General features: G+C 64.3%; 23 protein-coding genes and 3 tRNA genes. 12 read left to right on the top strand and 14 right to left on the bottom strand.

The genetic code is table 11. The features are described 5' to 3' along the window. Positions 1-3 precede the first annotated feature (3 nt). Positions 4-1,230 (bottom strand): GNAT family N-acetyltransferase, encoded by a 1,227-nt coding sequence (locus tag G4D77_RS25820; protein WP_046988015.1) that lies wholly within the window; start codon positions 1,228-1,230, stop codon positions 4-6. An 86-nt stretch (positions 1,231-1,316) separates the two neighbouring features. On the opposite strand from G4D77_RS25820, the gene G4D77_RS25825 reads away from it, so the two are divergent. Next, positions 1,317-2,966 (top strand): NAD+ synthase, encoded by a 1,650-nt coding sequence (locus G4D77_RS25825; RefSeq protein ID WP_016451363.1) that lies wholly within the window; start codon positions 1,317-1,319, stop codon positions 2,964-2,966. 71 nt (positions 2,967-3,037) lie between these two features. Then, a complete protein-coding gene (locus G4D77_RS25830; protein ID WP_012206673.1) occupies positions 3,038-3,376 on the top strand; it encodes a P-II family nitrogen regulator in 339 nt (112 codons plus the stop codon). Positions 3,377-3,464: 88 nt separating this feature from the next. Here G4D77_RS25830 and G4D77_RS25835 read toward each other — a convergent pair whose 3' ends face one another. From G4D77_RS25835 to G4D77_RS25860, 6 genes are read right to left on the bottom strand one after another with little or no spacing between them, the layout of a single operon-like run. After that, the gene (locus G4D77_RS25835) at positions 3,465-4,058 is read right to left on the bottom strand and encodes an LOG family protein (RefSeq protein WP_016447421.1); all 594 of its coding nucleotides are present in this window, start codon (positions 4,056-4,058) and stop codon (positions 3,465-3,467) included. After that, entirely contained in the window at positions 4,055-4,468 is a 414-nt protein-coding gene (locus G4D77_RS25840) for a diacylglycerol kinase (RefSeq protein WP_017406875.1), read from the bottom strand. The genes G4D77_RS25835 and G4D77_RS25840 overlap by 4 nt, the downstream gene beginning before the upstream one ends. A gap of 38 nt (positions 4,469-4,506) precedes the next feature. Then, positions 4,507-5,049, bottom strand: coding sequence for an RDD family protein (locus tag G4D77_RS25845; protein WP_016447419.1), 543 nt, complete (start codon positions 5,047-5,049; stop codon positions 4,507-4,509). Positions 5,050-5,071: 22 nt separating this feature from the next. After that, entirely contained in the window at positions 5,072-5,923 is an 852-nt protein-coding gene (locus G4D77_RS25850; RefSeq protein ID WP_016451365.1) for a DUF3106 domain-containing protein, read from the bottom strand. A 20-nt stretch (positions 5,924-5,943) separates the two neighbouring features. Next, a complete protein-coding gene (locus G4D77_RS25855; RefSeq protein WP_016447417.1) occupies positions 5,944-6,402 on the bottom strand; it encodes a DUF3619 family protein in 459 nt (152 codons plus the stop codon). Then, complete coding sequence (locus G4D77_RS25860; RefSeq protein WP_016447416.1) at positions 6,399-6,971, bottom strand: RNA polymerase sigma factor; 573 nt, start codon at positions 6,969-6,971, stop codon at positions 6,399-6,401. The genes G4D77_RS25855 and G4D77_RS25860 overlap by 4 nt, the downstream gene beginning before the upstream one ends. Positions 6,972-7,246: 275 nt before the next feature. Here G4D77_RS25860 and G4D77_RS25865 point away from each other — a divergent pair, with 275 nt between their 5' ends. The 7 genes from G4D77_RS25865 to G4D77_RS25895 all read left to right on the top strand — a co-directional run bounded on the left by G4D77_RS25865 (position 7,247) and on the right by G4D77_RS25895 (position 16,574). After that, complete coding sequence (locus G4D77_RS25865; RefSeq protein WP_016447415.1) at positions 7,247-9,028, top strand: acetolactate synthase 3 catalytic subunit; 1,782 nt, start codon at positions 7,247-7,249, stop codon at positions 9,026-9,028. Between the two features lie 154 nt (positions 9,029-9,182). After that, positions 9,183-9,674, top strand: coding sequence for an acetolactate synthase small subunit (ilvN, locus tag G4D77_RS25870; protein ID WP_012206665.1), 492 nt, complete (start codon positions 9,183-9,185; stop codon positions 9,672-9,674). Positions 9,675-9,747: 73 nt separating this feature from the next. Continuing rightward, complete coding sequence (gene ilvC / locus G4D77_RS25875; RefSeq protein ID WP_016447414.1) at positions 9,748-10,764, top strand: ketol-acid reductoisomerase; 1,017 nt, start codon at positions 9,748-9,750, stop codon at positions 10,762-10,764. A 210-nt stretch (positions 10,765-10,974) separates the two neighbouring features. Next, on the top strand, positions 10,975-11,808 hold the full coding sequence (gene pssA, locus G4D77_RS25880) for a CDP-diacylglycerol--serine O-phosphatidyltransferase (protein WP_012206663.1): 834 nt from the start codon (positions 10,975-10,977) through the stop codon (positions 11,806-11,808). A 226-nt stretch (positions 11,809-12,034) separates the two neighbouring features. Next, complete coding sequence (gene leuA / locus G4D77_RS25885) at positions 12,035-13,720, top strand: 2-isopropylmalate synthase (RefSeq protein ID WP_154833873.1); 1,686 nt, start codon at positions 12,035-12,037, stop codon at positions 13,718-13,720. A 98-nt stretch (positions 13,721-13,818) separates the two neighbouring features. After that, complete coding sequence (locus G4D77_RS25890) at positions 13,819-15,357, top strand: 2-isopropylmalate synthase (protein WP_016447412.1); 1,539 nt, start codon at positions 13,819-13,821, stop codon at positions 15,355-15,357. Between the two features lie 119 nt (positions 15,358-15,476). Next, positions 15,477-16,574: a serine hydrolase gene (locus tag G4D77_RS25895; protein WP_154833874.1), complete on the top strand. Its 1,098-nt coding sequence runs from the start codon at positions 15,477-15,479 to the stop codon at positions 16,572-16,574. Between the two features lie 89 nt (positions 16,575-16,663). Here G4D77_RS25895 and G4D77_RS25900 read toward each other — a convergent pair whose 3' ends face one another. From G4D77_RS25900 to aat, 3 genes are all read right to left on the bottom strand, one after another. Next, positions 16,664-17,488, bottom strand: a complete 825-nt coding sequence (locus G4D77_RS25900) for an IclR family transcriptional regulator (RefSeq protein ID WP_016447410.1) — start codon at positions 17,486-17,488, stop codon at positions 16,664-16,666. Positions 17,489-17,615: 127 nt separating this feature from the next. Continuing rightward, positions 17,616-18,365, bottom strand: a complete 750-nt coding sequence (locus G4D77_RS25905; RefSeq protein WP_016451368.1) for an arginyltransferase — start codon at positions 18,363-18,365, stop codon at positions 17,616-17,618. After that, positions 18,362-19,147 (bottom strand): leucyl/phenylalanyl-tRNA--protein transferase, encoded by a 786-nt coding sequence (gene aat, locus G4D77_RS25910; protein ID WP_016451369.1) that lies wholly within the window; start codon positions 19,145-19,147, stop codon positions 18,362-18,364. Before aat ends, G4D77_RS25905 begins: the two co-directional genes overlap by 4 nt. Positions 19,148-19,384: 237 nt before the next feature. On the opposite strand from aat, the gene G4D77_RS25915 reads away from it, so the two are divergent. After that, positions 19,385-19,711, top strand: coding sequence for a hypothetical protein (locus G4D77_RS25915; RefSeq protein WP_016447407.1), 327 nt, complete (start codon positions 19,385-19,387; stop codon positions 19,709-19,711). A 44-nt stretch (positions 19,712-19,755) separates the two neighbouring features. Here the strand turns inward: G4D77_RS25915 and G4D77_RS25920 are convergent. From G4D77_RS25920 to G4D77_RS25935, 4 genes are all read right to left on the bottom strand, one after another. Further along, positions 19,756-19,831, bottom strand: a tRNA-Asn gene (locus G4D77_RS25920). 45 nt (positions 19,832-19,876) lie between these two features. Beyond that, a tRNA-Asn gene (locus G4D77_RS25925) sits at positions 19,877-19,952 on the bottom strand. Between the two features lie 52 nt (positions 19,953-20,004). Continuing rightward, positions 20,005-20,080: transfer RNA gene (locus G4D77_RS25930), tRNA-Asn, on the bottom strand. Positions 20,081-20,166: 86 nt separating this feature from the next. Beyond that, positions 20,167-20,586 (bottom strand): YbaN family protein, encoded by a 420-nt coding sequence (locus G4D77_RS25935; protein WP_016451371.1) that lies wholly within the window; start codon positions 20,584-20,586, stop codon positions 20,167-20,169. 262 nt (positions 20,587-20,848) lie between these two features. Between G4D77_RS25935 and def the strand changes: the two genes are divergently transcribed. Beyond that, entirely contained in the window at positions 20,849-21,388 is a 540-nt protein-coding gene (gene def / locus G4D77_RS25940; protein ID WP_034368832.1) for a peptide deformylase, read from the top strand. A 291-nt stretch (positions 21,389-21,679) separates the two neighbouring features. Next, the gene (locus tag G4D77_RS25945) at positions 21,680-23,173 is read left to right on the top strand and encodes a nucleobase:cation symporter-2 family protein (protein WP_016450767.1); all 1,494 of its coding nucleotides are present in this window, start codon (positions 21,680-21,682) and stop codon (positions 23,171-23,173) included. Positions 23,174-23,221: the final 48 nt, after the last annotated feature.

A 23,221-nucleotide genomic window follows, 5' to 3' on the forward strand; every position in this document is an offset into this window, starting at 1 on the left:
GCCTCAGTCCTGGCGCAGCGGGCTGTGCGCCTGCAGCTCCTGCAGGTAGCCGGCCATGCCTTCGCCCTCGCGGTCCAGAAAGCGCGAGATGGCGTCGGCGAAGGACGGGTGGGCAATCCAGTGGGCGCTGGGCGTCACCACGGGCAGCAGCGCCCGCGCCATCTTGTGTTCGCCCTGGGCGCCTCCCTCGAAGTGCGCAATCCCGCGTTCTATGCACCAGGCGATAGGCTGGTAGTAGCAGGCCTCGAAATGCAGGCAGTCCACGCGCTCCAGCGCGCCCCAGTAGCGGCCGTAGGCCGTGCCCTGCGGGATGTGCGGGATCTGCGGCGTGTCGCGGTCGCAACTGCCGGCCGAAAGCCGTGCGGCTGCCGCATCGAGTGCGATCAGGCTGCAGGCCATGGGTTGGCCGTCGCGCTCGGCGACGAACATCAGCCAGTTCTCGGGCATCTGGTGCGCCATGGCCTCGAAGAAGGCCGGCTGGAGGTACGGGGCGTTGCCGTGTTCCAGATAGGTGCGTTCGTGGCAGCGGTAGAAGAAGGCCCAGTCCTGGGCGCTCATGTCGGGGCCGTGCACTGCTCGAAAGCGCACGCCGGCCTCGTGCACCTTGCGCCGTTCCTGGCGAATCTTCTTGCGCTTTTCCTGGTTCAGCGTGGAAAGAAAGTGGTCGAAGTCCCGGTGGCCCGCACCCCCGGCGTTCTGGTTGCTCCAGTGGAACTGCACGGTGCTGCGCTGCATCCAGCCGTCGGCGTCGCAGGCTGCCAGATCCTCGGCATCGCTGAACAGCAAATGCAGGGAAGACAGCTTCTGCGCCTGGGCCCATTCGCGCACGGCGCGCACCAGGGCCGCACGCAGCAGCGGCGTGCGTGCCAGCAGCCGGCTGCCCGGCACAGGCGTGAAAGGCACGGCGAGCACGCCCTTGGGGTAGTAATCCAGCCCATGCTGGGCGTAGGCACGCGCCCAGGCAAAGTCGAACACGTACTCGCCATAGGAATGCGCCTTGGCGTAGACCGGGCAGGCGGCGACCAGCTCGCCGCCCTGCCAGAGCGTGACCACGCGGGCGGCCCAGCCGGTTTGCGGCACGGCGCTGCCGCTGGATTCCAGCGCGCTCAGGTACTCGTGGCGCATGAAGGGGGTGGGCGCAGCCTGCGATGCCAGCAGCGCATTCCAGGCCTGGGCATCGAGCTGCTGCACGCTGTCCAGCACGCGGGTGATAATTGCGGTTTCAGCCATGCCATTCCTTGCAGGCCCGTGTGACGCGCGCTGCCGCCTTGCGCTGTGGGGTGGCCTTGTCGGCCCTGTTGGCTCCATTGCATTCCATGACGCTCTCCATCTGCACTGCCCAGCTCAACTTTGTCGTGGGCGATCTGCCCGGCAATGTCCAGAAAATCATTGCCGCAGCCCGTGAAGCTTATGCCACGGGAGCGCGCTTGCTGCTGACTCCCGAGCTTGCCCTGTGCGGCTATGCGGCCGAAGACCTCTATCTGCGTCCCGCCTTTCTGGACGCCTGCGATCAGGCCGTGCAGCAGCTGGCGCTGGAGACCGCGCAATGGCCGGGCCTGGCGCTGGTGCTGGGCCATCCCTGGCGCGACCCCGGCGCTGGTGGCGCGTTGCGCAATGCAGCCAGCGTGCTGCGCGACGGGCGCGTGGAATGCAGCTACGCCAAGCAATGCCTGCCCAACTACGGCGTGTTCGACGAGCAGCGCTACTTTGTGGCCGGCCAGTCGCCTTGCGTGGTCGAGGTCCAGGCAGTTCGCGTGGGCTTGCTGATCTGCGAGGACGCCTGGCATCCCGGGCCGGCAAGCGCGGCTGCCGCGGCGGGTGCGCAATTGCTGGCCGTGATCAATGCTTCGCCCTTTCATGAGGGCAAGCAGGCCGAACGTGAAGCCACGCTGGCTGCACGTGCGCGTGAGACCGGCCTGCCCCTGGTCTACGCACATCTGGTCGGTGGCCAGGATGAAATTGTCTTCGATGGCAGCTCTTTTGCCGTGCACGCCGACGGCAGCATTGCCGCACGCGCGGCGGCCTTTGCCGAGGCGCTGCCGTTGGTGGAAGTGCGTGCCGGCGCGCAGGAATTGACGCTGGCCGCCGATGTGCAGCCACCGGTGGAGCACCTGCCGGCGCTGTGGTCCGCCCTGGTGCTGGCCGTGCGCGACTACGTGGGCAAGAACCGTTTCCCCGGCGCGCTGCTGGGCCTGTCGGGCGGGATCGACTCTGCCCTGGTGCTGGCGATTGCGGTCGATGCGCTGGGCGCGGACAAGGTGCACACGGTGATGATGCCTTCGCCCTATACGGCGGACATCAGCTGGATCGATGCGCGCGACATGGCCGAGCGTGTGGGCGTGCGCTATGACGAAATCTCCATCGCGCCCCAGTTCGAGGCCTTCAAGGCTGCCCTGGCCCCGGCATTCGCGGGCCGCGCCGAGGACACGACCGAAGAGAACCTGCAGGCCCGCATCCGCGGCACCTTGCTGATGGGCCTGTCCAACAAGTTCGGCTCCGTGGTGCTGACCACCGGCAACAAGAGCGAGATGTCCACCGGCTACTGCACGCTCTATGGCGACATGGCCGGCGGCTTTGCCGTGATCAAGGACGTGCTCAAGACCGAGGTTTTTGCGCTGGCGCGCTGGCGCAATGCCAACGATCCGTTCGGCACGGGGCTGGACCCCATTCCGGATCGCATCATCACGCGCCCGCCCAGCGCCGAACTGCGCCCGGACCAGAAAGACCAGGACAGCCTGCCCGCTTATGAGGTGCTCGACGCCATCGTGCGCCGATACATGGAAAATAACGAAAGCATCGCCTCCATCGTGGCCGACGGATATGCCGGCGCCGATGTGGAGCGAGTGACGCGCCTCATCCAGATCAACGAATACAAACGCCGCCAGGCGCCCGTGGGGCCGCGGCTGACGCGCCGCAGCTTCGGCAAGGACTGGCGCTACCCGATCACCAACCGCTTTCGCGCTTGAAGCACCTGAGGCGGCGGGGTTTCCTGGCCAGCCGTCTTGCCCCGTATTGCATGCACTGAGGAGTTCACCCCATGAAAATGATCACCGCCATCATCAAGCCGTTCAAGCTGGAAGAGGTCCGCGAGGCACTGGCCGACTGCGGCGTCAACGGCCTGACCGTCACCGAGGTCAAGGGCTTTGGTCGCCAGAAGGGCCATACCGAGCTCTACCGTGGCGCCGAGTACGTGGTGGACTTCCTGCCCAAGGTGAAGATCGAGGTGGTAGTCCGCACGGAAGACGTGGACCGCTGCGTGGATGCCATCGTCAACGTGGCCCGCACGGGCAAGATCGGTGACGGGAAGATTTTCGTCACCGCCGTGGAGCGCGTGGTGCGCATCCGTACCGGCGAACTCGACGACGGAGCCATCTGAACCCGGCAGCAGTGCAGGGCGCACGCGGCGCCCTGGGCTCGACATCCGGATTCCAGCGGCCACCCCTGAACGGGTGGCCGTTTCCGTTTCAGATCACGGCGCGCAAGGGGGCCGTTTCCAGGCCCGTGCCCGCGTTCTGCACCAGGGATTGCAGCAGTGCGGGGATGTCGCTGCCGCTTTCTATCAGTCCCATCTGCCACTCGCCCATGAAGCCATGGCCCACGCAGGTCTGCAGGAACTGCAGCATGCTGTCGTAGTAGCCGTCCACATTGAGCAGGCCGATGGGCTTGTCGTGGTAGCGCAGCTGGCGCCAAGTCCAGACCTCGAACAATTCCTCGAAGGTGCCTATGCCGCCGGGCAGGGCGACGAAGGCATCGCTGCGCTCGGCCATCATGGCCTTGCGCTCGTGCATGGTCTGGACGATGTGCAGTTCGTCGCAGGCATGGTTGGCCAGCTCCTTGTCCACCAGCGCCTGCGGGATCACTCCCACGACGCGGCCACCGGCCTGCCGCGTGGCCTCGGCCACCTCGCCCATCAGGCCGCTGCGCCCGCCGCCGTAGACCAACTGGCCGCCGTGCTCGCCAATCCAGCGGCCGGTGGCGCGGGCGGCCTCGATGAAACCGGGCTGGTCGCCGGGGCGCGAGCCGCAATACACACAAATGGAAAACGTGGGATTTGTCATGCAATGAACCGTTGATAGAGAGCCGCCAGCCAGACACCCGTGCACAGCAGCAGCGCCAGCAGCACGGCGGCGCTGCCCATGTCCTTGGCTTGCTTGGACAGGGCGTGCCATTCGGGGCCTATGCGATCGACCACGGCCTCGATGCCGCTGTTGAGCAATTCCACGATCAGCACCAGCAAGACCGTGCCCGCCAGCAGCGAGACCTCGATCCAGCTGCGTCCCAGCCAGAAAGCGGCAGGGACCAGCACGATGGCGGCCAGCGCTTCCTGGCGGAAGGCTTTCTCATTCCATCCGGCACGAAGGCCGGACAGCGAATAACCCGCAGCGTGCCAGACACGGTTCAGGCCCGTGCGGCTTTTCTGGGGATTGACAGGCGTGCTGTCGTTGGACTTGGGTGAAGCGGCGGGCATGCTGGGGAGTGTAGGAGATGCGATGCTGCCTTTGCCGCTCAGCGTTTTTTCCTGGGCGGCGGGGCCTGGTGGATCAGCTGTGTGCCGGCCCAGGCGTCATGCCAGAACTGGCGGCGCGGATGAAGGCGGCTGAGCAGGGCCCAAAGTGCCACCCACAGCACCAGCAGCACCAAGGTGGTCAAGGCCGGCACGCCGGTGGAGTAGGCCGCCAGCGGTGGCAGTAGCCAGATCCAGCTCAGCACATAGCGCCGCAGGGCGCGCAGCTGGCTGACGGGCTGGCCTGCAGCATCCACCAGGCGGATGTGCCAGGTCTTCATGGCCAATGTCTGCCCCTTGGACCAGAACCAGACGAAATAGATGCCCAGCACCACGAACATGAAGGCCTGCAGCGCATGGCGGTTGTCCATGGCGTTGCGCGTCTGAGACAAGGTGCCAAACAGATATCCGGCGATGAAGACCACGCCGAACAGCAGCATGCCCTCATATAGCCAGCAGGCCATGCGCCGGGCCAGGCGCGGGGCCATCCGTGGATCGGCGGCGGAGCCGGCTGCCGTGGAGGCGGGGGAGGTGGCGTTCGTCATGCGGGCGTGTCGGGGCGCTGCATCAATGCGAAGGGGCTGCTTCGCCGTGCGAGGGCTGTGGGGTGGCCTCGGCGCCGTCATGCAGTTCCATGGGCGGCAAGGGCATGGGTGTGGCCGAAGGCACTTCCACCGGGGCTGTCTCCACCAGCGCAGGCGGGCGCACGGGATGGGTTTCCACGGCCGAAGGCGGCGCGACCGGTGGAACCGGAGGCGGCGGATTGTAGATGGTGGCTGGTGGAATCTTGGGGGGATTCGGAATGGTGGCCGGTGCCACCGAGGCCGCAGGAATCCGCGCCAGACGCTTGGGCGCCACGGGCTGTATGGCGTTGGCGGCGCCCTTGACCTTGGGCGCGGCGCGTGCAGCCAGAAGGCGTTTTTCTTCGTCGCTGAGCGCCTGGTAGGCCTCCCACTGGGCTCGCTTGTCCGTGGCAAGGCGGTTGGTCAGGGCGAAATTCAGGCGGGCCTGGCTGCGCTGCTGGGCGCTGAGGCTGGACCAGGTCTGCATGCGGTCGCGCAGCTTTTCCTGCTCCTTTTCGCTGAGCTTGTCCCAGCCTTCGGCCAATGCCATCCAGCGGCGCTTTTGCAGCGCGTCCATCATGGACCAGCGCTCGGAAAGGGGCTCGAGTACCCTGCTTTGCGCAGGCGTCAGCTCGGCCCAGCGTGGGCCGGAGGCCAGGGCCGTGGCGCGCTGGCGCGTGGCTGCGTCGCCATGCAGGGTCTTGGAGGCCGCAATGGTGGCCGGCGACACCGTGCTGGGCGCCAGCCGCACCTGTTGCACGACGCGCCAGCCGGTCCAGGCCAGCGCCATCAACAGCACCGCCGCCAGGATGGCGGCGGGTGATCGGTGGAACGCAGCGCGTGAATCAGTGGGCATGCAGGCAGGCAAGGCGGGTATCAGCGTTCCGTGTTGGTGGCCGAAGTCTTCAGGTACTGGATGAAACCGGGGTCGGCATAGGCGGCAGGGGGCAGGTCATCGGTCAGTAGGGCCGTATCGACCTCGGCAACCTCGGTCAGGCCAATCTGATCGGTCTGCACGTTGACGACCACCAGGCCAATGATGAGGGCCAGCACCGGCACGGCCGAGATCAGCGCGCGCCACCAGGTGCCGCCTTCGTCGCCAGAGCCCAGCGTCATGGCGCCACCCTGAGCCTGGGTTGCGCTGGCAGCCTGCACGGGCGCAGCGCGCAGTTCGCGCCGGCGAACGGACAGGGCGCGCTCGCGCCCAGCGCGCAGCCGCTCGGTGATGTCGTATGGCAGCAACGCCTCGCCGTCACCCAGGCGCGCGGTGATCCGGCGTGCGATGCGGTCGGCCGCCATTTCGCTGTGGAGAGTGAGAGTGGGCGCAGTCTTCATAGCTCGATTCCTTTGGCCTTCAGTGCCTTGCTCAATGTCTGGATGGCGCGGAAACAATGTGTTTTTACACTTCCTTCGGAACACCCCATCGCGGCAGCGGTCTCCGCAACGTCCATCTCTTCCCAATAACGCATCAGGAATGCTTCGCGTTGACGCGCCGGCAGCTCCTGTATCTCTTTTTCAATGCTTTGCAAAATCTGCGCCCGCTCGGTCAGATCCTCGGCGCTGCGGGCGGTTTCGCCGTTCTGTGCGGAGTCGGCGTAGGTCTCGAGCCAGTCGAAGTCCGCATCGTCGCCGGCCGAGGCCTCCAGATCGCTCATGCGGGTGAAGAGGGCGTTCTGCGTCTTTTGCCTGCGAAACCAGTCCAGGGTGCTGTTGGACAGGATGCGCTGGAAGAGCATGGGCAGCTCGGTGATGGGCTTGTCGCCATAGTGCTGCGCCAGCTTGAGCATGCTGTCCTGCACGATGTCCAGCGCCGCCTCCTCGTCCCGGACGTGGAAAAAGCTGCGCTTGAAGGCACGCTTTTCTACGCTTTTGAGGAAGTCGGATAGTTCTTGCTCGGTTGCCAAAAGGAACGCAGGCCCGGATGAGGGGCTCGTTGAGGGGGCTGAACGGACGCGGGACCCGATTATCGCACCGCAGTGTCAATTTTTTTCGCACGATGGCGCACAGGCTTGTTGCAGTGCGATAATGTCTGCTGCAATTCAAAAAGGCAAACGGGTCACGGTCCGGCGTTTACTCACTCGCCCATGTCTGTTGGTCCTAAGTCCCGCACCGGCCTCACAAGGGCTTCAGGCAAGGGGCACCCAAGGTTTTTCGTTAGAGAAATTCACAAAGGTTGATTATGGAAATTTCCAAAGCCGAGTACTCCAGCGCGGCAGCAGCGGCGTCGCAGTCCCATGCATCCCAGGAGCTGATGGGCTCCGAGATCCTCGTCAAGTCCCTGCAGGCCGAAGGCGTCAAGCAGCTTTGGGGCTATCCGGGCGGTGCGGTCCTGTACATCTACGACGCCCTCTACAAGCAAGACACCATTCAGCATGTGCTGGTGCGCCACGAGCAGGCGGCTGTGCATGCGGCAGACGGTTTTGCCCGTGCCACGGGTGAAGTCGGCGTGGCCCTGGTGACCTCGGGTCCCGGCCTGACCAACGCCGTCACCGGCATTGCCACCGCCTACACCGATTCCATTCCCCTGGTCGTGATCAGCGGCCAGACCTCGACGGCCTACATCGGCACCGATGCATTCCAGGAGTGCGACACCGTCGGCATCACCCGCCCCATCGTCAAGCACAACTTCCTGGTCAAGGATGTGCGCGAGCTGGCGGACACCATGAAGAAGGCCTTCCACATCGCGCGCACCGGCCGCCCCGGCCCCGTGGTGGTGGACATCCCCAAGGATGTGTCCTTCAAGAAGGCTCTCTACACCGGTTACCCCGAAAAGGTGGAGATGCGCTCCTACAACCCGGTGCGCAAGGGCCATGCCGGCCAGATCCGCAAGGCGCTGCAGTTGCTGCTGGCTGCCAAGCGTCCCTATATCTACACGGGTGGCGGCGTGCTGCTGGGCAATGCCTGCAACGAGCTGCGCACCCTGGTCGACATGCTGGGCTACCCGGTCACGCATACGCTGCTGGGCCTGGGTGCCTATCCGGCCAGCGACCGCAAGTTCCTCGGCATGCTGGGCATGCACGGCACCATCGAAGCCAACAACGCCATGCAGAACTGCGATGTGCTGCTGGCCGTGGGTGCGCGCTTTGACGACCGGGTGATCGGCAACCCCAAGCATTTCATGTCGGTGGAGCGCAAGATCATCCATATCGACATCGATCCCTCCTCCATCTCCAAGCGCGTGAAGGTGGACGTGCCCATCGTCGGCGACGTCAAGGAAGTGCTGACCGAGCTGATCTCCATGATCCGCGAGGCCAGCGCCCGTCCCGACGCTGCGGCCCTGGGCCAGTGGTGGGAGACCATCGAAGGCTGGCGCAGCCGCGACTGCCTGCAGTACAGCCGTGGCGACGGCTCGGTCATCAAGCCCCAGTACGTGGTGGAGACGCTGTGGAACATGACCCGCGACGCCGATGCCTACATCACGTCCGACGTGGGCCAGCACCAGATGTGGGCTGCGCAGTACTACCGCTTCGACGAGCCGCGCCGCTGGATCAACTCCGGCGGCTTGGGCACCATGGGCGTGGGCCTGCCCTACGCCATGGGCATCAAGCTGGCCAAGCCTGAATCCGAGGTGTTCTGCATCACGGGCGAAGGCTCCATCCAGATGAACATCCAGGAGCTGGCCACCTGCCTGCAGTACAACACGCCGGTCAAGGTGGTGTCGCTGAACAACCGCTACCTGGGCATGGTGCGCCAGTGGCAGGAGATCGAGTACTCGGGCCGCTACAGCAGCAGCTACATGGACTCGCTGCCCAACTTCGTGAAGCTGGCCGAGGCCTATGGCCACGTGGGCATGCTGATCGAGCGCCCCGAGGACGTGGAGCCCGCCCTGCGCGAGGCCCGCAAGCTCAAGGATCGGACGGTGTTCATGGACTTCCGCACCGATCCCACCGAGAATGTGTTCCCCATGGTGCAGGCCGGCCGTGGGATCACCGAGATGCTGCTGGGAGCTGACGACCTCTGAGCGAGCCCTTGGCCGGGTTCGCCAGGGCCTGTTCCTGCCGCATCTTCTTCAGTAGCCGCCCTCAAGGCGGCAACCCCTTGACGAATCTATTGCCTGCCAAGCCCGACGTTTACCGGCGCCGGGGGAGGGCAGCGAAAAGAGGAATCTTTCTTTCATGAAACACATCATTGCCGTGCTGCTCGAAAACGAGCCGGGAGCCTTGTCGCGCGTGGTGGGCCTGTTCTCGGCCCGCGGCTACAACATCGAATCGCTGACCGTGGCTCCCACGGAAGACGCATCGCTGTCGCGCATGACCATTCAGACGAATGGCTCCGAAGACGTGATCGAGCAGATCACCAAGCACCTGAACCGCCTGATCGAGGTCGTCAAGGTCGTGGACCTGACGGAAGGCTCCTATACCGAGCGCGAGCTCATGATGGTCAAGGTCCGCGCCGTGGGCAAGGAACGCGAGGAGATGAAGCGCATGGCCGACATCTTCCGCGGCCGCATCATCGACGTGACCGAAAAGAGCTACACGGTCGAGCTGACCGGCGACCAATCCAAGAACGACGCCTTCCTGCAGGCGCTGGACCGCACGGCCATTCTGGAAACCGTGCGTACCGGCTCCTGCGGCATCGGCCGCGGCGAACGCATCCTGCGCGTTTGATGCGCTGCAACGCACCTGAAACCTGTCCCCTTCCCCTTTCAACCCCTACACACACACGAAGCCTGGAGCCAACATGAAAGTTTTCTACGACAAGGACTGTGACCTGAGCCTGATCAAGGGCAAGACCGTTGCCATCATCGGCTACGGCAGCCAGGGCCACGCACACGCTCAAAACCTGAACGAAAGCGGCGTGAAGGTCGTGGTCGGCCTGCGCAAGGGCGGCGCTTCCTGGGACAAGGTCGCCAAGGCAGGCCTGACCGTCGCTGAAGTCGACGACGCCGTGAAGGCCGCCGATCTGGTCATGATCCTGCTGCCGGATGAGAACATCCCCGAGGTCTACACCAACAACGTGGCCCCCAACATCAAGCAAGGCGCCACGCTGGCCTTTGCCCACGGCTTCAACATCCACTACAACCAGGTTGTGCCGCGCGCCGATCTGGACGTGATCATGGTCGCCCCCAAGGGCCCTGGCCACACCGTGCGCTCCGAGTACCTGAAGGGCGGCGGCGTGCCTTCGCTGATCGCCGTGTACCAGGACAAGTCCGGCAAGGCCCGTGACCTGGCCCTGTCCTATGCCATGGCCAACGGTGGCGGCAAGGGCGGCATCATCGAAACCAACTTCAAGGAAGAAACCGAGACCGACCTGTTCGGCGAGCAGGCCGTTCTGTGCGGCGGCGCGGTGGAACTGGTGAAGATGGGCTTCGAGACCCTGACCGAAGCCGGCTACGCTCCCGAAATGGCCTACTTCGAGTGCCTGCATGAGCTCAAGCTCATCGTGGACTTGATGTACGAAGGCGGCATCGCCAACATGAACTACTCGATCTCGAACAACGCCGAATACGGCGAGTACGTGACGGGTACAGAAGTCATCAACGACAAGTCGCGCGAAGCCATGCGTGCTGCCCTCAAGCGCATCCAGACCGGCGAATACGCCAAGATGTTCATCCAGGAAGGCCGCACCAACTACCCGAGCATGACGGCCCGCCGCCGCATGAACGCCGAACACGCCATCGAAAAGGTGGGCGGCCAGCTGCGCGCCATGATGCCCTGGATCTCCAAGAACAAGCTGGTTGACCAGAGCCGCAACTGAGATTGCTGCATTCCATCTTGCATGGGTCGCGCATGCGGCCTACGCAAGGTGCAGGACAAGGCCACCCCGACGGGTGGCCTTTTTCGTGCACAGAAGGGGGGCGGTGCGCAGGTACACTGACCCTTTCGGGGCGGCACTGTCCGCTCCCTTAGAATACTATTGTTTTAATAGCTGCTCACGCTTGCGTGCGCTGTGCTGGAGGCCGGATTGATGCAAAACCACAATGAGTCCAACGAAATCGAAGGCGTGGTGGTGCGCAAGCGCCGCAAGGGTATCTACATCCTGCCCAACCTGTTCACGCTGGCTGCGCTGTTCGGTGGCTTCTACGCCATCGTGATGGCCATGAATGGCCGCTTCGAACTGGCTGCTGCAGGCGTGTTCTGCGCCATGGTGCTCGACAGCCTTGACGGCCGTGTGGCACGCATGACCAATACGCAAAGCGCCTTTGGCGAACAGATGGACTCGCTGTCAGACATGGTGTCCTTCGGCGCCGCTCCCGCCTTGATCGCCTATGAGTGGGCGCTCAAGGGCATTGGCCGCTGGGGCTGGATTGCAGCCTTCGTCTATTGCGCCTGCGCTGCGCTGCGGCTGGCGCGCTTCAACGTCAACACAGGCACCGTGGACAAGCGCTGGTTCCAGGGCCTGCCTTCGCCCGCCGCTGCAGCGCTGGTCACCGGCTTCATCTGGCTGCTGGACGAGGCGGGCCTGCTGCGCGGCCAGGATGCCTGGCTGAGCTGGACGCAGATCACCTGGATCATGTTCTTCCTGACGCTGTACGCGGGCCTGACCATGGTCACCAACGTGCCTTTCTACAGCTTCAAGGACGTGCATTTCAAGAAGAGCGTGCCCTTTGCGGCCATCGTGCTGATCGCCCTGGGCATCGCCATCATCAATATCCATCCGCCCATCGTGCTGTTCGGCGTGTTCCTGCTCTACGGTTTCTCGGGCTACGGCGTCTATGCATGGCGCAAGGCCAAGGGCCAGCGCACCAGCGTCATCAGCACCTCGACCGATGAGCCTGAAGAGCGCGGCCTGCACAAATGATGCGCCGCAGCATCTTCACAGCGCCTGAGAACCTGTGCTAAAGTGACCCGCATGCAATACCTGTCGCTAGCTCTACTACTGATGTCCCACGGGCAGAGACAGTAGCGCGCGCGTACATTCCTACTTTCACGGCCCGTTTGCACCAGCGACGGGCCGTTTTGCGTTTGTGGGGTCGCTGGAGCAGGTGGGTCTTGTTTTTACCTAGACGATAGAAAGCACTTCAGCCATGTTGCAAAACCCTTCGACCAAGTACCGTCCGTTCGCTCCGGTCCGCCTGCAAGACCGCCGCTGGCCCGATGCGGTGATCACCCAGGCCCCGGTCTGGTGCAGCGTGGACCTGCGCGATGGCAACCAGGCGCTGATCGAGCCCATGGACATCGATCGCAAGATGCGCATGTTCGAGCAGCTGGTGAAGATCGGCTTCAAGGAAATCGAGGTCGGCTTTCCTTCCGCGTCCCAGGTCGAGTTCGACTTCATGCGCAAGCTCATCGAGGAAAACCGCATTCCCGATGACGTGACCGTCCAGGTGCTGACCCAGGCCCGTGAGCACCTCATCCGCCGTACCTTCGAGGCGCTCGAAGGCGTGCCCCGGGCCATCGTCCACCTCTACAACGCCACCGCGCCCGTGATGCGCCGCGTGGTATTGAACATGAGCGAGGACGAGATCGTCGAGCTGGCCACCACCAATGCCCGCATGTTCAACGAGATCGCTGCCGGCTATCCCCAGACGCAGTGGACCTTCCAGTACTCGCCCGAGATGTATTCGGACACCGAGCTGGAGTTTTCCAAGCGCGTCATCGATGCCGTCACCGATGTATGGCAGCCCACGCCCGAGCGCAAGTGCATCATCAACCTGCCCACCACCGTGGAGCACTCCACGCCCAACATCTTCGCCGACATGGTGGAGTGGACGCATCGCCACATCCAGCGCCGCGACTCCATCGTGCTGTCCGTGCATCCGCACAATGACCGCGGCACGGGCACGGCCACGGCCGAGCTGGCGTTGATGGCCGGTGCGGACCGCCTTGAAGGCTGCCTGTTCGGCAATGGCGAGCGCACGGGCAACCTCGATGTGGTCAACGTGGCGTTGAACATGTACATCCAGGGCGTGTCGCCTGGCCTGGATTTCTCCGATATCGACGGCATCCGCAGCACGGTCGAGCATTGCAACCAGCTGCCCGTGCATCCGCGCCATCCCTATGTGGGCGATCTGGTCTACACCTCGTTCTCGGGCTCGCACCAGGATGCCATCAAGAAGGCCTTCGCCGATCGCAAGGACGGCGACATCTGGGACATGCCCTATCTGCCCATCGACCCCAAGGACCTGGGCCGCAGCTACGAGGCCGTGATCCGCGTCAACAGCCAGTCCGGCAAGGGCGGCATCGCCTATCTGCTTGAAAGCGAGTATGGCCTCCAGTTGCCGCGCCGCCTGCAGATCGAGTTCAGCCAGGTGGTGCAGCGCGAGATGGACTCCAGCGGCAAGGAGCTGGCCGCGGCCGACCTGTGGGCGCTGTTCCAGCGCGAGTACGGCCTGCAATCCGTACAGGCCCCGCATTACCGCCTCAGCGAGAACGACGGCGTGGTCAGCCTGTCGGCCGATCTGTCCGTTGACGGCGGCAAGCGCACGGTCGAGGCGCAAGGCACGGGGCCCATCGATGCCTTCGTGCAGGCGCTGAGCGAGCACAGCGGCCGGGCCGTGCGCGTGCTGGACTACAACGAGCATGCCATCGGCGAGGGTGCCAATGCCAAGGCCATTGCCTACGTGGAACTGCGCGTGGACGAGTTGCACGTGTGCTACGGCGTCGGGGTTGATGCGAATATCGTCTCCGCTTCGTTCCGGGCCATCATGTCAGGCTTGCAGCGCGTGCCCTCTGCCGAGAAGGTGACGGTGCAGGAGGCGGTTGCCGCTTAAATTCCATTGCCTAGCCGGTGCAGCCACAAGCGCACCGGCTTTTTTCATCACCTGCCCGTGGGCAGGAGATTCGCATCCACAAGAAAGACGAGACTCCCATGACCGACCAATTGATCATTTTCGACACCACCTTGCGTGACGGCGAGCAGTCGCCCGGTGCCTCCATGACCCGCGACGAAAAGCTGCGCATTGCGCGCCAGCTCGAGCGGCTGAAGGTCGATGTGATCGAGGCCGGTTTTGCGGCGAGTTCCAATGGCGACTTCGAGTCGGTGCAGGCCATTGCGCGCGCCATCAAGGACTCCACCATCTGCTCGCTGGCCCGTGCCAATGACCGCGACATCGCCCGTGCGGCCGAGGCTCTGAAGGACGCCAGCCGCGCGCGCATCCACACCTTCATCGCCACCAGTGCGCTGCACATGGAGAAAAAGCTGCGCATGACGCCCGAGCAGGTGCTGGAGCAGGCGCGCCAGTCGGTGCGATTTGCGCGCAACCTGATCGCCGACATCGAGTTCAGCCCCGAAGACGGCTACCGCAGCGACCCGGACTTTCTGTGCCGCGTCATCGAGACAGTGATTGCCGAAGGTGCGACCACCATCAACGTGCCCGACACCGTGGGCTACGCCATTCCGGAGCTGTACGGCGCCTTCATCAAGAACCTGCGCGAGCGCGTGCCCAACAGCGACAAGGCCGTCTGGAGCGTGCATTGCCACAACGACCTGGGCATGGCCGTGGCCAACTCGCTGGCCGGCGTCAAGCTTGGCGGGGCGCGCCAGATCGAGTGCACCATCAACGGCCTGGGCGAACGCGCGGGCAACTGCTCGCTCGAGGAGGTGGTGATGGCCATCAAGACGCGCAAGGACTACTTCGGCCTTGACGTCAACATCGACGCCCAGCACATCGTGGCCGCCAGCCGCATGGTCAGCCAGACCACGGGCTTCGTGGTGCAGCCCAACAAGGCCGTCGTGGGCGCCAACGCCTTCGCCCACGCCTCGGGCATCCATCAGGATGGCGTGCTCAAGGCGCGCGACACCTACGAAATCATGCGTGCCGAGGATGTGGGCTGGAGCGCCAACAAGATCGTGCTGGGCAAGCTCAGCGGCCGCAATGCCTTCAAGCAGCGCCTGCAGGAGCTGGGCGTGGAACTCGACAGCGAGGCCGCGATCAACACTGCCTTTGCGGCCTTCAAGGAACTGGCCGACCGCAAGAGTGAAATCTTCGACGAGGACATCCTGGCCCTGGTGACCGAGCAGGATGCGCATCAGCAGGCCGATCCCTTCCAGTTCATCTCGCTGGCCCAGCAAAGCGAAACGGGTGAGCGCCCACACGCGTCGGTGGTGTTCAGCCGCGATGGCCGTGAGATCAAGGCCCAGTCCGACGGCAATGGCCCGGTCGATGCCTCGTTCAAGGCCATCGAGTCCGAGGTGAAGAGCGGTGCCGAGATGCTGCTGTACTCGGTCAACGCCATCAGCGGCTCCACCGAGAGCCAGGGCGAAGTGACCGTTCGCCTGCAGCGCAGCGGGCGCGTGGTCAACGGCGTGGGAGCGGACCCGGACATCGTCGTGGCCTCGGCCAAGGCCTATCTGAGCGCGTTGAACAAATTACACAGCAATGCAGAGGTCGTGGCTGCGCAGGGGTAAGCACTCGCCTTATAATTTCATTTAAATTATCGAAAAGTCGCACAAGTTATTGTCACAGTGCGACTTTTTCGATTAATGTAAGGTCTAGTCACAAATTCTTGCTGCTTGGAGCATTTCTCATGCCCACCCTACGCCGTGCCCGCCTCGGTCGATTTGCTCAGGTTCTCTCGTTGCTGGCCCTGAGTTGTGCTCTCACTGCCCCGGGCGCGCATGCCGCACCGGCCAAGAAAGTTGCCAAGAAACAGGTGGCCGTGGCCCCTGTCAAGAAGAAGGCCGTGAAGGAGCGCGCCACGGCGGCTCCCCAGGGCAAGCGCGTTGCCAAGAGCGCGCGCCAGCCCAGCCGCGTGGCCGCCCGCAGCGCTGCCAGCCCCATTCGTGCCGTTGCCTACGAGCCACGCCTGTCGTTCGGGCAGATGGCCGGGCTGCATGCAGTGGCCGATCCTCTTGATCTCAAGAGCAGCGTGGCCCTGGTCATGGACCAGGACACCCACGAAGTGCTGCTCAGCAAGAACGACCATGCCGTGTTGCCCATCGCCTCGCTGACCAAGCTGATGACGGGTCTGCTGATTTCCCAGGCCCATCTGCCCATGGATGAATCCATCACCATCACGCAGGATGATGTGGATACCGAAAAGGGCAGCAGTTCGCGCCTGGCCGTGGGCACCACGCTCACCCGTGCCGAAATGCTGCACCTGGCCCTGATGTCCAGCGAAAACCGTGCTGCCCATGCGCTGGGTCGCACCTTCCCAGGTGGCCTGGATGCCTTCGTCCAGCAGATGAATGCCAAGGCGCGCCTGCTGGGCATGACGGCTACCCGTTACGTGGAGCCCACCGGGCTGTCCAGCCGCAACCAGTCCAGCGCCCGTGATCTGGCCGTGCTCGTGAATGTGGCGCACAGTGATCCGCTGGTGCGCGAGTACACCACTTCGCCCGGCTATGAAGTGGCCGTGGGCCGCCGCACGCTGCAGTACAACAACACCAACCGCCTGGTGCTGAGCCCGACCTGGGATATCGGCCTGCAAAAGACCGGCTACATCTCCGAAGCGGGTCGCTGCCTGGTCATGCAGGCGCAGGTGGCTGGCCGCAAGATCATCATGGTCTTCCTGGACTCCGCCGGAAAGTTCAGCCGCCTGGGCGATGCCGAGCGCGTACGCCACTGGGTGGAATCCATGGGGCAGGTGGCCGGCGATTCCATGATCCACAAGGTCAAGGGCTGAGTTTCCTCCCCCTCAACAACAAAGGCGCCCTGGGCGCCTTTGTTGTTTTTGATGACCGGTCTTGCTGCTTGCGGATGGCTGCTTGCAGATCAGTGGCTGCTGCGCGCGTAGGGATTGGGGGGCGGGGCTGCAGGGCGGACCGCATTGAAGCCCAGGGCGCCCGAGATCTCCTGCGCGGTGGCCTGGAGCTTGGACAACCAGCTTTCGTCCAGCCGGTCGGCGGGAGCGGAGATGGACAGGCCGGCCACCAGCTTGCCCTGGTCGTCATAGATGCCGGCGGCCATGCAGCGCACGCCCAGCTCCAGCTCCTCATTGTCACGGGCGACGCCATGGTGGCGTACCTTGTCCAGCTCGTTTTCCATGTCGGCAAGCCGCGTGATGCTGAAGTGCGTCTTGCCGGGAAGGCCGGTTCGTGTGGCGTAGGCGCGCACCTGCTGCGCATCATCGGCCGCCAGAAACAGCTTGCCATTGGATGTGAGGTGCAGCGGCGCATGGCCGCCGATGGCGCGCACCACCTGCATGCCCGAGCGCTCGCTGTAGGCGCGTTCCACATAGACGATTTCATCGCCCTGGCGCACGCTGAGGCTGACCGGCTGCTGGATCTGCTTGTGCAGCTGGCGCATGGGAATCAGGGCCGCTTCGCGCACGCTCAGGCGGGCCTTGACCAGGTTGCCCAGCTCCAGGAAACGCATGCCCAGCCGGTAGCTGCCCGATTCGGGGCGGTCGACGAAGCGGCCGATGGCCAGGTCGTTGAGAATGCGGTGCGTGGTGGAGGGGTGCAGGCCGGTGCGCTCGCTGATCTCCTTGAGCGATACTGCTTCCTCACGCGAGGCCAACACGTCGATCAACGTGAACATGCGTTCCAGGACCTGGACGCTGGGCTTGGGCGAGGCCGCGTTATCGTCTTTTTTCATGAGGCGCAAGGGGATTTCGGGATTCGGTCATTCTAGCGGCGGGCATGGCTTGGCGGCATATGTGCCGCCTGCAAACAGCGGCCATGTGCATAAGAAATGTCGCTGAAAAGGGCGCGGTGGCGCCATATCAGCGTGGCAGCTGATCCACGCGCTGCCAGCGCTCGTCCACGCGCACTTCATGGGGAAGAAAGCGCGCCTTGTAATTCATCTTCTGGCTGTCGGCGATCCAGTAGCCCAGATAGACATAGGGCAGGCTCATGGAGCGTGCCTGATCGATCTGCCACAGCACGTTGAACGTGCCGTAGCTGGCCTGGTCATCGGGCTCGTAGAAGGTGTAGACGGCGGACAGCCCGTCTTCCAGCACATCGAGGATGGAGACCATCTTCAGCCTGCCGACTGCGCCGTCGGCCGCCGGTGCGCGGAACTCCACAAGCCGTGAGTTGACGCGGCTTTGCAGCAGGAACTGCGTGTACTGGTCCACGCTGTCGTGGTCCATGCCGCCGCCGCTGTGACGGCTTTGCTGGTAGCGCAGGTACAGCTGGTAATGCTCGTTCGAGTAATGCAGGCGCTGGATCGATGCCGTGAGATCGGCGTGGCGCACGGCGGCACGGCGCTGGCTGCGGTCCGGGCGGAAATCGTGGACCAGGATGCGCATGGGCACGCAGGCCCGGCAACCATCGCAATACGGCCGGTAGGTGAACATTCCGCTGCGGCGAAACCCCAGGGAGACCAGCTCCGAATAGGCGCTGTTCTGGATCAGGTGGCTGGGCGTGGCCACTTGCGAACGCGCCAGCCGGCCATCCAGGTAGCTGCAGGGATAGGCGGCTGTGGCGTAGAACTGCAGGGCCTGCAGCGGAAGATCGTTCGGGTGCGTCATGGTGTGCTGGCGGCAGCCGGTGATGTGCTGCCGGCGTCACCGGACGGCGGCAGCAACTCGTTCCAGTATACGTTTTCGAATTGCCAGTGCATGGGCGGCAGCTGGCTTTGCTCTGCCACGGTGCGCAGGAACTGGGAGCGGGGCATCTCGCGCGCGCCCAGCGAAGCCAGGTGCTGCGTGGCCTGCTGGCAATCGATTTGCGCGGCGCCTTGGTGCCGGCACAGCGCCACCAGTGCCGACAGTGCGATCTTGGATGCGTCTGTGGCATGCGCGAACATGGACTCGCCGAATACGGCGCGGCCCAGCGCCACGCAGTACAGGCCGCCCACCAGGCGCCCGTCGATCCAGGTTTCCACGCTGTGGGCTGCACCCTGGCGGTGCAGTTCGGTATAGGCGTCGAGAATTTCCTGCACGATCCAGGTGCCATCCTGATCACGGCGCACCGTTTGGGCGCAGTGCTGCATCACGGCCTCGAAAGCGCTGTCGATGCGGATCTCGCAGCCGGCGGTGGAGCGAAAGCGCTGCAATGTCTTGCGCAGGCTGCGGTGCAGCCGGAACTGCGATGTCTGCAGCACCATGCGTGGATCGGGCGACCACCATAGCGTGGGCTGGCCTTCGCTGAACCAGGGAAAAATGCCCTGGCTGTAGGCGATGCGCAGGTGCGCCGCATCCAGCGTGCCGCCTGCGGCCAGCAGGCCCGGAATCGGGTCGTTGGGGCCCCATGCCGTTTCCACAGGAGGGAAGGCCTGGTGGGGAATGAGCCATGGGAGGGGGTGGGACATGATCGGGTGCGGACTGAAAAATAATAGATTCGTGCTTCTCTGCAGCCGCAGTCTTGCACAAACCATGGTGAAGAGGGTTGCGTGGATGCGAGAGCATCGCCTGGCCGGGGTAAGTGAACCTCCTACGCGGCCTTGTCCCGCCAGGGGACAGCGCCGCCAGGCCGGGTTGGCTATCCTGGGCTTGTCTTCTTGCGGATGCATGGCTTTCGCTGCGAAGACATCGAAGGAGGATGAGCGATGTTTTTCAGCAAAATCTTTGGCGCAAGCCTTGCCGAGCCGCGCTATATCCGTCGCACCCGGGCCTACCTGCAGGAGGCACGCATGGCGATGCTGGAGCACACCATTGCTGCCGAATACTACAAGTCCTCTGCGGACATGTATGCGGAGCGGGCTGCGCGGCTGGAAGAAGAGCTGCGTGCATGGGAAGAGGGCGTGGAGCAAGCGCGCGCTGCGCACGGTGCGCGTCGCGCACATGCCAAGCACGGCAAGCCTGTCACCGTGGAGTCGGCCGCCCCTGCCGCAGCGCCGAGCACGCCGACTGTCGGCATGGTGCGCGCAGCCTGAGCAAACAAAAAAGCCCGCATGCGCTGGCATGCGGGCTTTTCATCTGGCTCCTCAACCTGGGCTCGAACCAGGGACCTACGGATTAACAGTCCGGCGCTCTACCAACTGAGCTATTGAGGAATATGTTGGTGCTGGGCCCTGTGCGATTGCAAGGCCGCTGAAATTTGGCTCCTCAACCTGGGCTCGAACCAGGGACCTACGGATTAACAGTCCGGCGCTCTACCAACTGAGCTATTGAGGAATACGTGTCTATCGACAAAGATCCTGTGCGATTGCAGGGTCTTGAAATTCTTTGGCTCCTCAACCTGGGCTCGAACCAGGGACCTACGGATTAACAGTCCGGCGCTCTACCAACTGAGCTATTGAGGAACAAGACCTAGATTATATGACGTAAAAAACACGTCACAGAAAACTCGGGGAATTTTTTTCAGCAGGCCTGCCGCAGGCCTTCATTCTCAGGGCTCTGGCCTGAACCACAGCCACACCAGCACGCAGCCCATGGACGTCAGCGCCACGGCCTGTACCCAGGCGGGCGGGCGTGTCCACAGCAGGAGGACGGCGCACAGGCTCATCATGGCGCTGGCGCTCCATTTGGCGCGCCGGCTCACGCAGCCACCTCGCGCCCAATTGCGCAGCATGGGCCCGAACAGGCGATGGCGCCACAGCCAGGTGTGCATGCGATGCGAGCTGCGCGCCGCGGCCCATCCGGCCATGAGCACGAACACCGTGGTGGGCAATCCTGGAATGAAGATGCCGGCAATGCCCGTCGCCAGGCTCAGGCAGGCAAACAGCTGCAGCGCCCAGCGCAACGGCGCGGCCGGCATGCGGTGCAGGGGAGGGGGATCATCATCATTGAAGGCCTGCGCCTGCGCCATGCCTGCCTGCGCAGTGGCATCCGGCTGCCGGGCCTGTGCCGCGGGTGTTTGCTGCGCGCCTGTGTCACGGTCCTCTGGGGACGCGGCGGCTGACTCTCTGGCGGTGCTGGGCATGCTGCGATTGTGCCAGCGCGGTGTGGCCATGGCGGCCAAGGGGGCCGAGAGGGGGTGATCGGGGGGCGAAGCAGGTGGGTGTGGTCACGGTGCGCGGTGCGCCCGCTATGCTTGGCGACCCGCATTTCCTGCATCACCGTGCACTGCCATGACTGTACGCACCATATTGAAAATGGGTGATCCGCGCCTGCTGCGCGTCGCCCAGCCCGTGACCGAATTCGACACCGACGAACTGCACCTGCTGCTCAGCGACCTGCTGGACACCATGCATGCCGCCAATGGCGCGGGGCTGGCCGCGCCGCAGATTGGCGTGGACCTGCAGATGGTGGTGTTCGGCTCCGGCCTGCCCAATCCGCGCTACCCCGATGCACCGGTGGTGCCGCGCACCGTGCTCATCAACCCGGTCATCACGCCCATGGGCGAGGACGAGCAACTGGATTGGGAAGGCTGCCTGTCCGTACCAGGCATGCGTGGCATGGTGCCGCGCTGGAGCCGTATCCGCTACACGGGCTTCGATGTCTTTGGCGATGCGATCGATCGCACGGTGGATGGCTTTCATGCGCGGGTGGTCCAGCATGAGTGCGACCACCTCTGGGGAAAGCTCTATCCCATGCGCATGCGCGACTTCCGCCAGTTCGGCTTCACCGATGTGCTGTTCCCCGGCATCAGCGCTGCCGAGGATGACTGAGCGGACTTGCTTGCCGCTGTAATTCCAGGATCTGCGGTCAGGTCTTTGTATACAAATCGGTAGACAATTTTTCCATGCTGGCGCCGTACAGTGGCACTTCCCGCGAAGGCGGGGATTGTGTGCGTGCGCCCGCCAAGAGCTGCCAAGCAGCCACCGGGCTTCGCGATGCAGGATGCAGGAGAGCGCGGCCTATCGGGTCGGCGGCAAAGGGTGCGCGGGGGCGTGCCTGCCGCCATCCGGCTGCCGCGTACTTGTCCGGCGTTCTGTGAACAAGAGGACAAGGAGACAGCGATGGAAAAAAGTTCTGGCAATGCGCCGGCCCTGGGCGCAGACATCCGCCCGGAGGACGAGCAACTCGGCCTCACGGCCAACACCCTCTATGGTTTGCAGCATGTGCTGACCATGTACGGCGGCATCGTGGCCGTGCCCCTGGTCATGGCCAATGCGGCGGGTATGTCGGCGGCCGACACGGGCCTGCTGATCACGGCCTGCCTTTTCATGGGCGGGCTGGCCACGCTGCTGCAGACGCTGGGCATTCCGTTCTTCGGCTCGCGCCTGCCGCTGGTGCAGGGCGTGTCCTTCTCGGGCGTGGCCACCATGGTCAGCATCCTGCATACGGGCGGCGGCATGCAGGGGGTGCTGGGCGCTGTGCTCTTTGCCTCGGTGTTCGGCCTGATCATTGCGCCCATCTTCTCCAAGCTCACGCGCTTTTTTCCTCCGCTGGTCAATGGCTGCGTGATCACCATCATCGGCCTGTCGCTGATGCCGGTGGCCGCCCACTGGGCCATGGGTGGCAATCCCCAGGCGGCCGACTACGGAAGCATGGGCAACATCGGCCTGGCCGGGCTGTCCCTGGTCATCGTGCTGGCGCTGAGCAAGCTGGGCAACGCCATGATCTCGCGCCTGTCCATCCTGCTGGCCATCGTCATCGGCACGGCGGTGGCGGCCATGATCGGCAAGTCCGACTTTTCCGAGGTGGGCAGCGGTGCGTGGTTCGCCGTGCCCATGCCGCTGCACTTCGGCTGGCCGACCTTCAGCCTGGCGGCGACGCTTTCCATGTCCATCGTGATCCTGGTGACCTTGGTGGAGACCTCGGCCGACATCCTGGCCGTGGGCGACATCGTGGGCACCCGCGTGGATTCGCGCCGCCTGGCCGACGGCCTGCGTGCCGACATGCTGTCCAGCGTGGTGGCCCCGTTCTTCGGTTCGTTCACGCAGAGCGCCTTTGCCCAGAACGTGGGCCTGGTCGCGGTCACGGGCATCAAGAGCCGCTATGTGGTGGCCTTCAGCGGGCTGATCCTGATCGCCTTCGGACTGCTGCCCATCATGGGGCGCATCGTGGCCTGCGTGCCGCCCTCGGTACTGGGCGGCGCGGGCCTGGTGCTCTTTGGCACGGTGGCAGCCAGCGGCATCCGCACGCTGGCCAAGGTGGACTATCACAACAACATGAACCTGATCATCGTGGCGGCGTCCATCGGCATGGGCGTGCTGCCCATGGTCAAGCCGGACTTCTATCACCACTTCCCGGACTGGTTCGCCACCATGTTCCATTCGGGCATCAGCTCCACTGCGGTGACCGTGCTGCTGCTGAACCTGGTCTTCAACCACTTCAAGCAGGGCAACCCCGAAGAGCCATCGGTGTTCGGCGCCGGATCGGAGCGCGTGCTCAGCGAGGCCGTGCTGTCTGCCCTGGCCGATGGCGACCGGGTGGTCGATGGCAAGCTCTATGACCGCGAGGGCAAGCAAGTGGCCACGGTGTCGGCGCCTGCGTCCGCCATGCACTGATGGCTGCATCCCCGCCTGCCAGCGCATGAACCCGACGAGCCCGCCCTG

This window comes from Delftia sp. WY8 (assembly GCF_018437695.1).
Taxonomy (GTDB): domain Bacteria; phylum Pseudomonadota; class Gammaproteobacteria; order Burkholderiales; family Burkholderiaceae_C; genus Comamonas; species Comamonas tsuruhatensis.

Bases quoted from the DNA above. Each gene is read 5' to 3' on its own strand.
- G4D77_RS25840 (WP_017406875.1), bottom strand. From the start codon at position 4,468: ATGCCCGCCGCTTCACCCAAGTCCAACGACAGCACGCCTGTCAATCCC.
- G4D77_RS25850 (WP_016451365.1), bottom strand. From the start codon at position 5,923: ATGCCCACTGATTCACGCGCTGCGTTCCACCGATCACCCGCCGCCATC.
- ilvC (WP_016447414.1), top strand. From the start codon at position 9,748: ATGAAAGTTTTCTACGACAAGGACTGTGACCTGAGCCTGATCAAGGGC.
- G4D77_RS25835 (WP_016447421.1), bottom strand. From the start codon at position 4,058: ATGACAAATCCCACGTTTTCCATTTGTGTGTATTGCGGCTCGCGCCCC.
- G4D77_RS25845 (WP_016447419.1), bottom strand. From the start codon at position 5,049: ATGACGAACGCCACCTCCCCCGCCTCCACGGCAGCCGGCTCCGCCGCC.
- aat (WP_016451369.1), bottom strand. From the start codon at position 19,147: ATGTCCCACCCCCTCCCATGGCTCATTCCCCACCAGGCCTTCCCTCCT.
- G4D77_RS25935 (WP_016451371.1), bottom strand. From the start codon at position 20,586: ATGGCGCAGGCGCAGGCCTTCAATGATGATGATCCCCCTCCCCTGCAC.
- pssA (WP_012206663.1), top strand. From the start codon at position 10,975: ATGCAAAACCACAATGAGTCCAACGAAATCGAAGGCGTGGTGGTGCGC.
- G4D77_RS25915 (WP_016447407.1), top strand. From the start codon at position 19,385: ATGTTTTTCAGCAAAATCTTTGGCGCAAGCCTTGCCGAGCCGCGCTAT.
- G4D77_RS25900 (WP_016447410.1), bottom strand. From the start codon at position 17,488: ATGAAAAAAGACGATAACGCGGCCTCGCCCAAGCCCAGCGTCCAGGTC.
- G4D77_RS25830 (WP_012206673.1), top strand. From the start codon at position 3,038: ATGAAAATGATCACCGCCATCATCAAGCCGTTCAAGCTGGAAGAGGTC.
- leuA (WP_154833873.1), top strand. From the start codon at position 12,035: ATGTTGCAAAACCCTTCGACCAAGTACCGTCCGTTCGCTCCGGTCCGC.
- G4D77_RS25945 (WP_016450767.1), top strand. From the start codon at position 21,680: ATGGAAAAAAGTTCTGGCAATGCGCCGGCCCTGGGCGCAGACATCCGC.
- G4D77_RS25820 (WP_046988015.1), bottom strand. From the start codon at position 1,230: ATGGCTGAAACCGCAATTATCACCCGCGTGCTGGACAGCGTGCAGCAG.
- G4D77_RS25855 (WP_016447417.1), bottom strand. From the start codon at position 6,402: ATGAAGACTGCGCCCACTCTCACTCTCCACAGCGAAATGGCGGCCGAC.
- def (WP_034368832.1), top strand. From the start codon at position 20,849: ATGACTGTACGCACCATATTGAAAATGGGTGATCCGCGCCTGCTGCGC.
- G4D77_RS25895 (WP_154833874.1), top strand. From the start codon at position 15,477: ATGCCCACCCTACGCCGTGCCCGCCTCGGTCGATTTGCTCAGGTTCTC.
- G4D77_RS25890 (WP_016447412.1), top strand. From the start codon at position 13,819: ATGACCGACCAATTGATCATTTTCGACACCACCTTGCGTGACGGCGAG.
- G4D77_RS25865 (WP_016447415.1), top strand. From the start codon at position 7,247: ATGGAAATTTCCAAAGCCGAGTACTCCAGCGCGGCAGCAGCGGCGTCG.
- ilvN (WP_012206665.1), top strand. From the start codon at position 9,183: ATGAAACACATCATTGCCGTGCTGCTCGAAAACGAGCCGGGAGCCTTG.
- G4D77_RS25905 (WP_016451368.1), bottom strand. From the start codon at position 18,365: ATGACGCACCCGAACGATCTTCCGCTGCAGGCCCTGCAGTTCTACGCC.
- G4D77_RS25825 (WP_016451363.1), top strand. From the start codon at position 1,317: ATGACGCTCTCCATCTGCACTGCCCAGCTCAACTTTGTCGTGGGCGAT.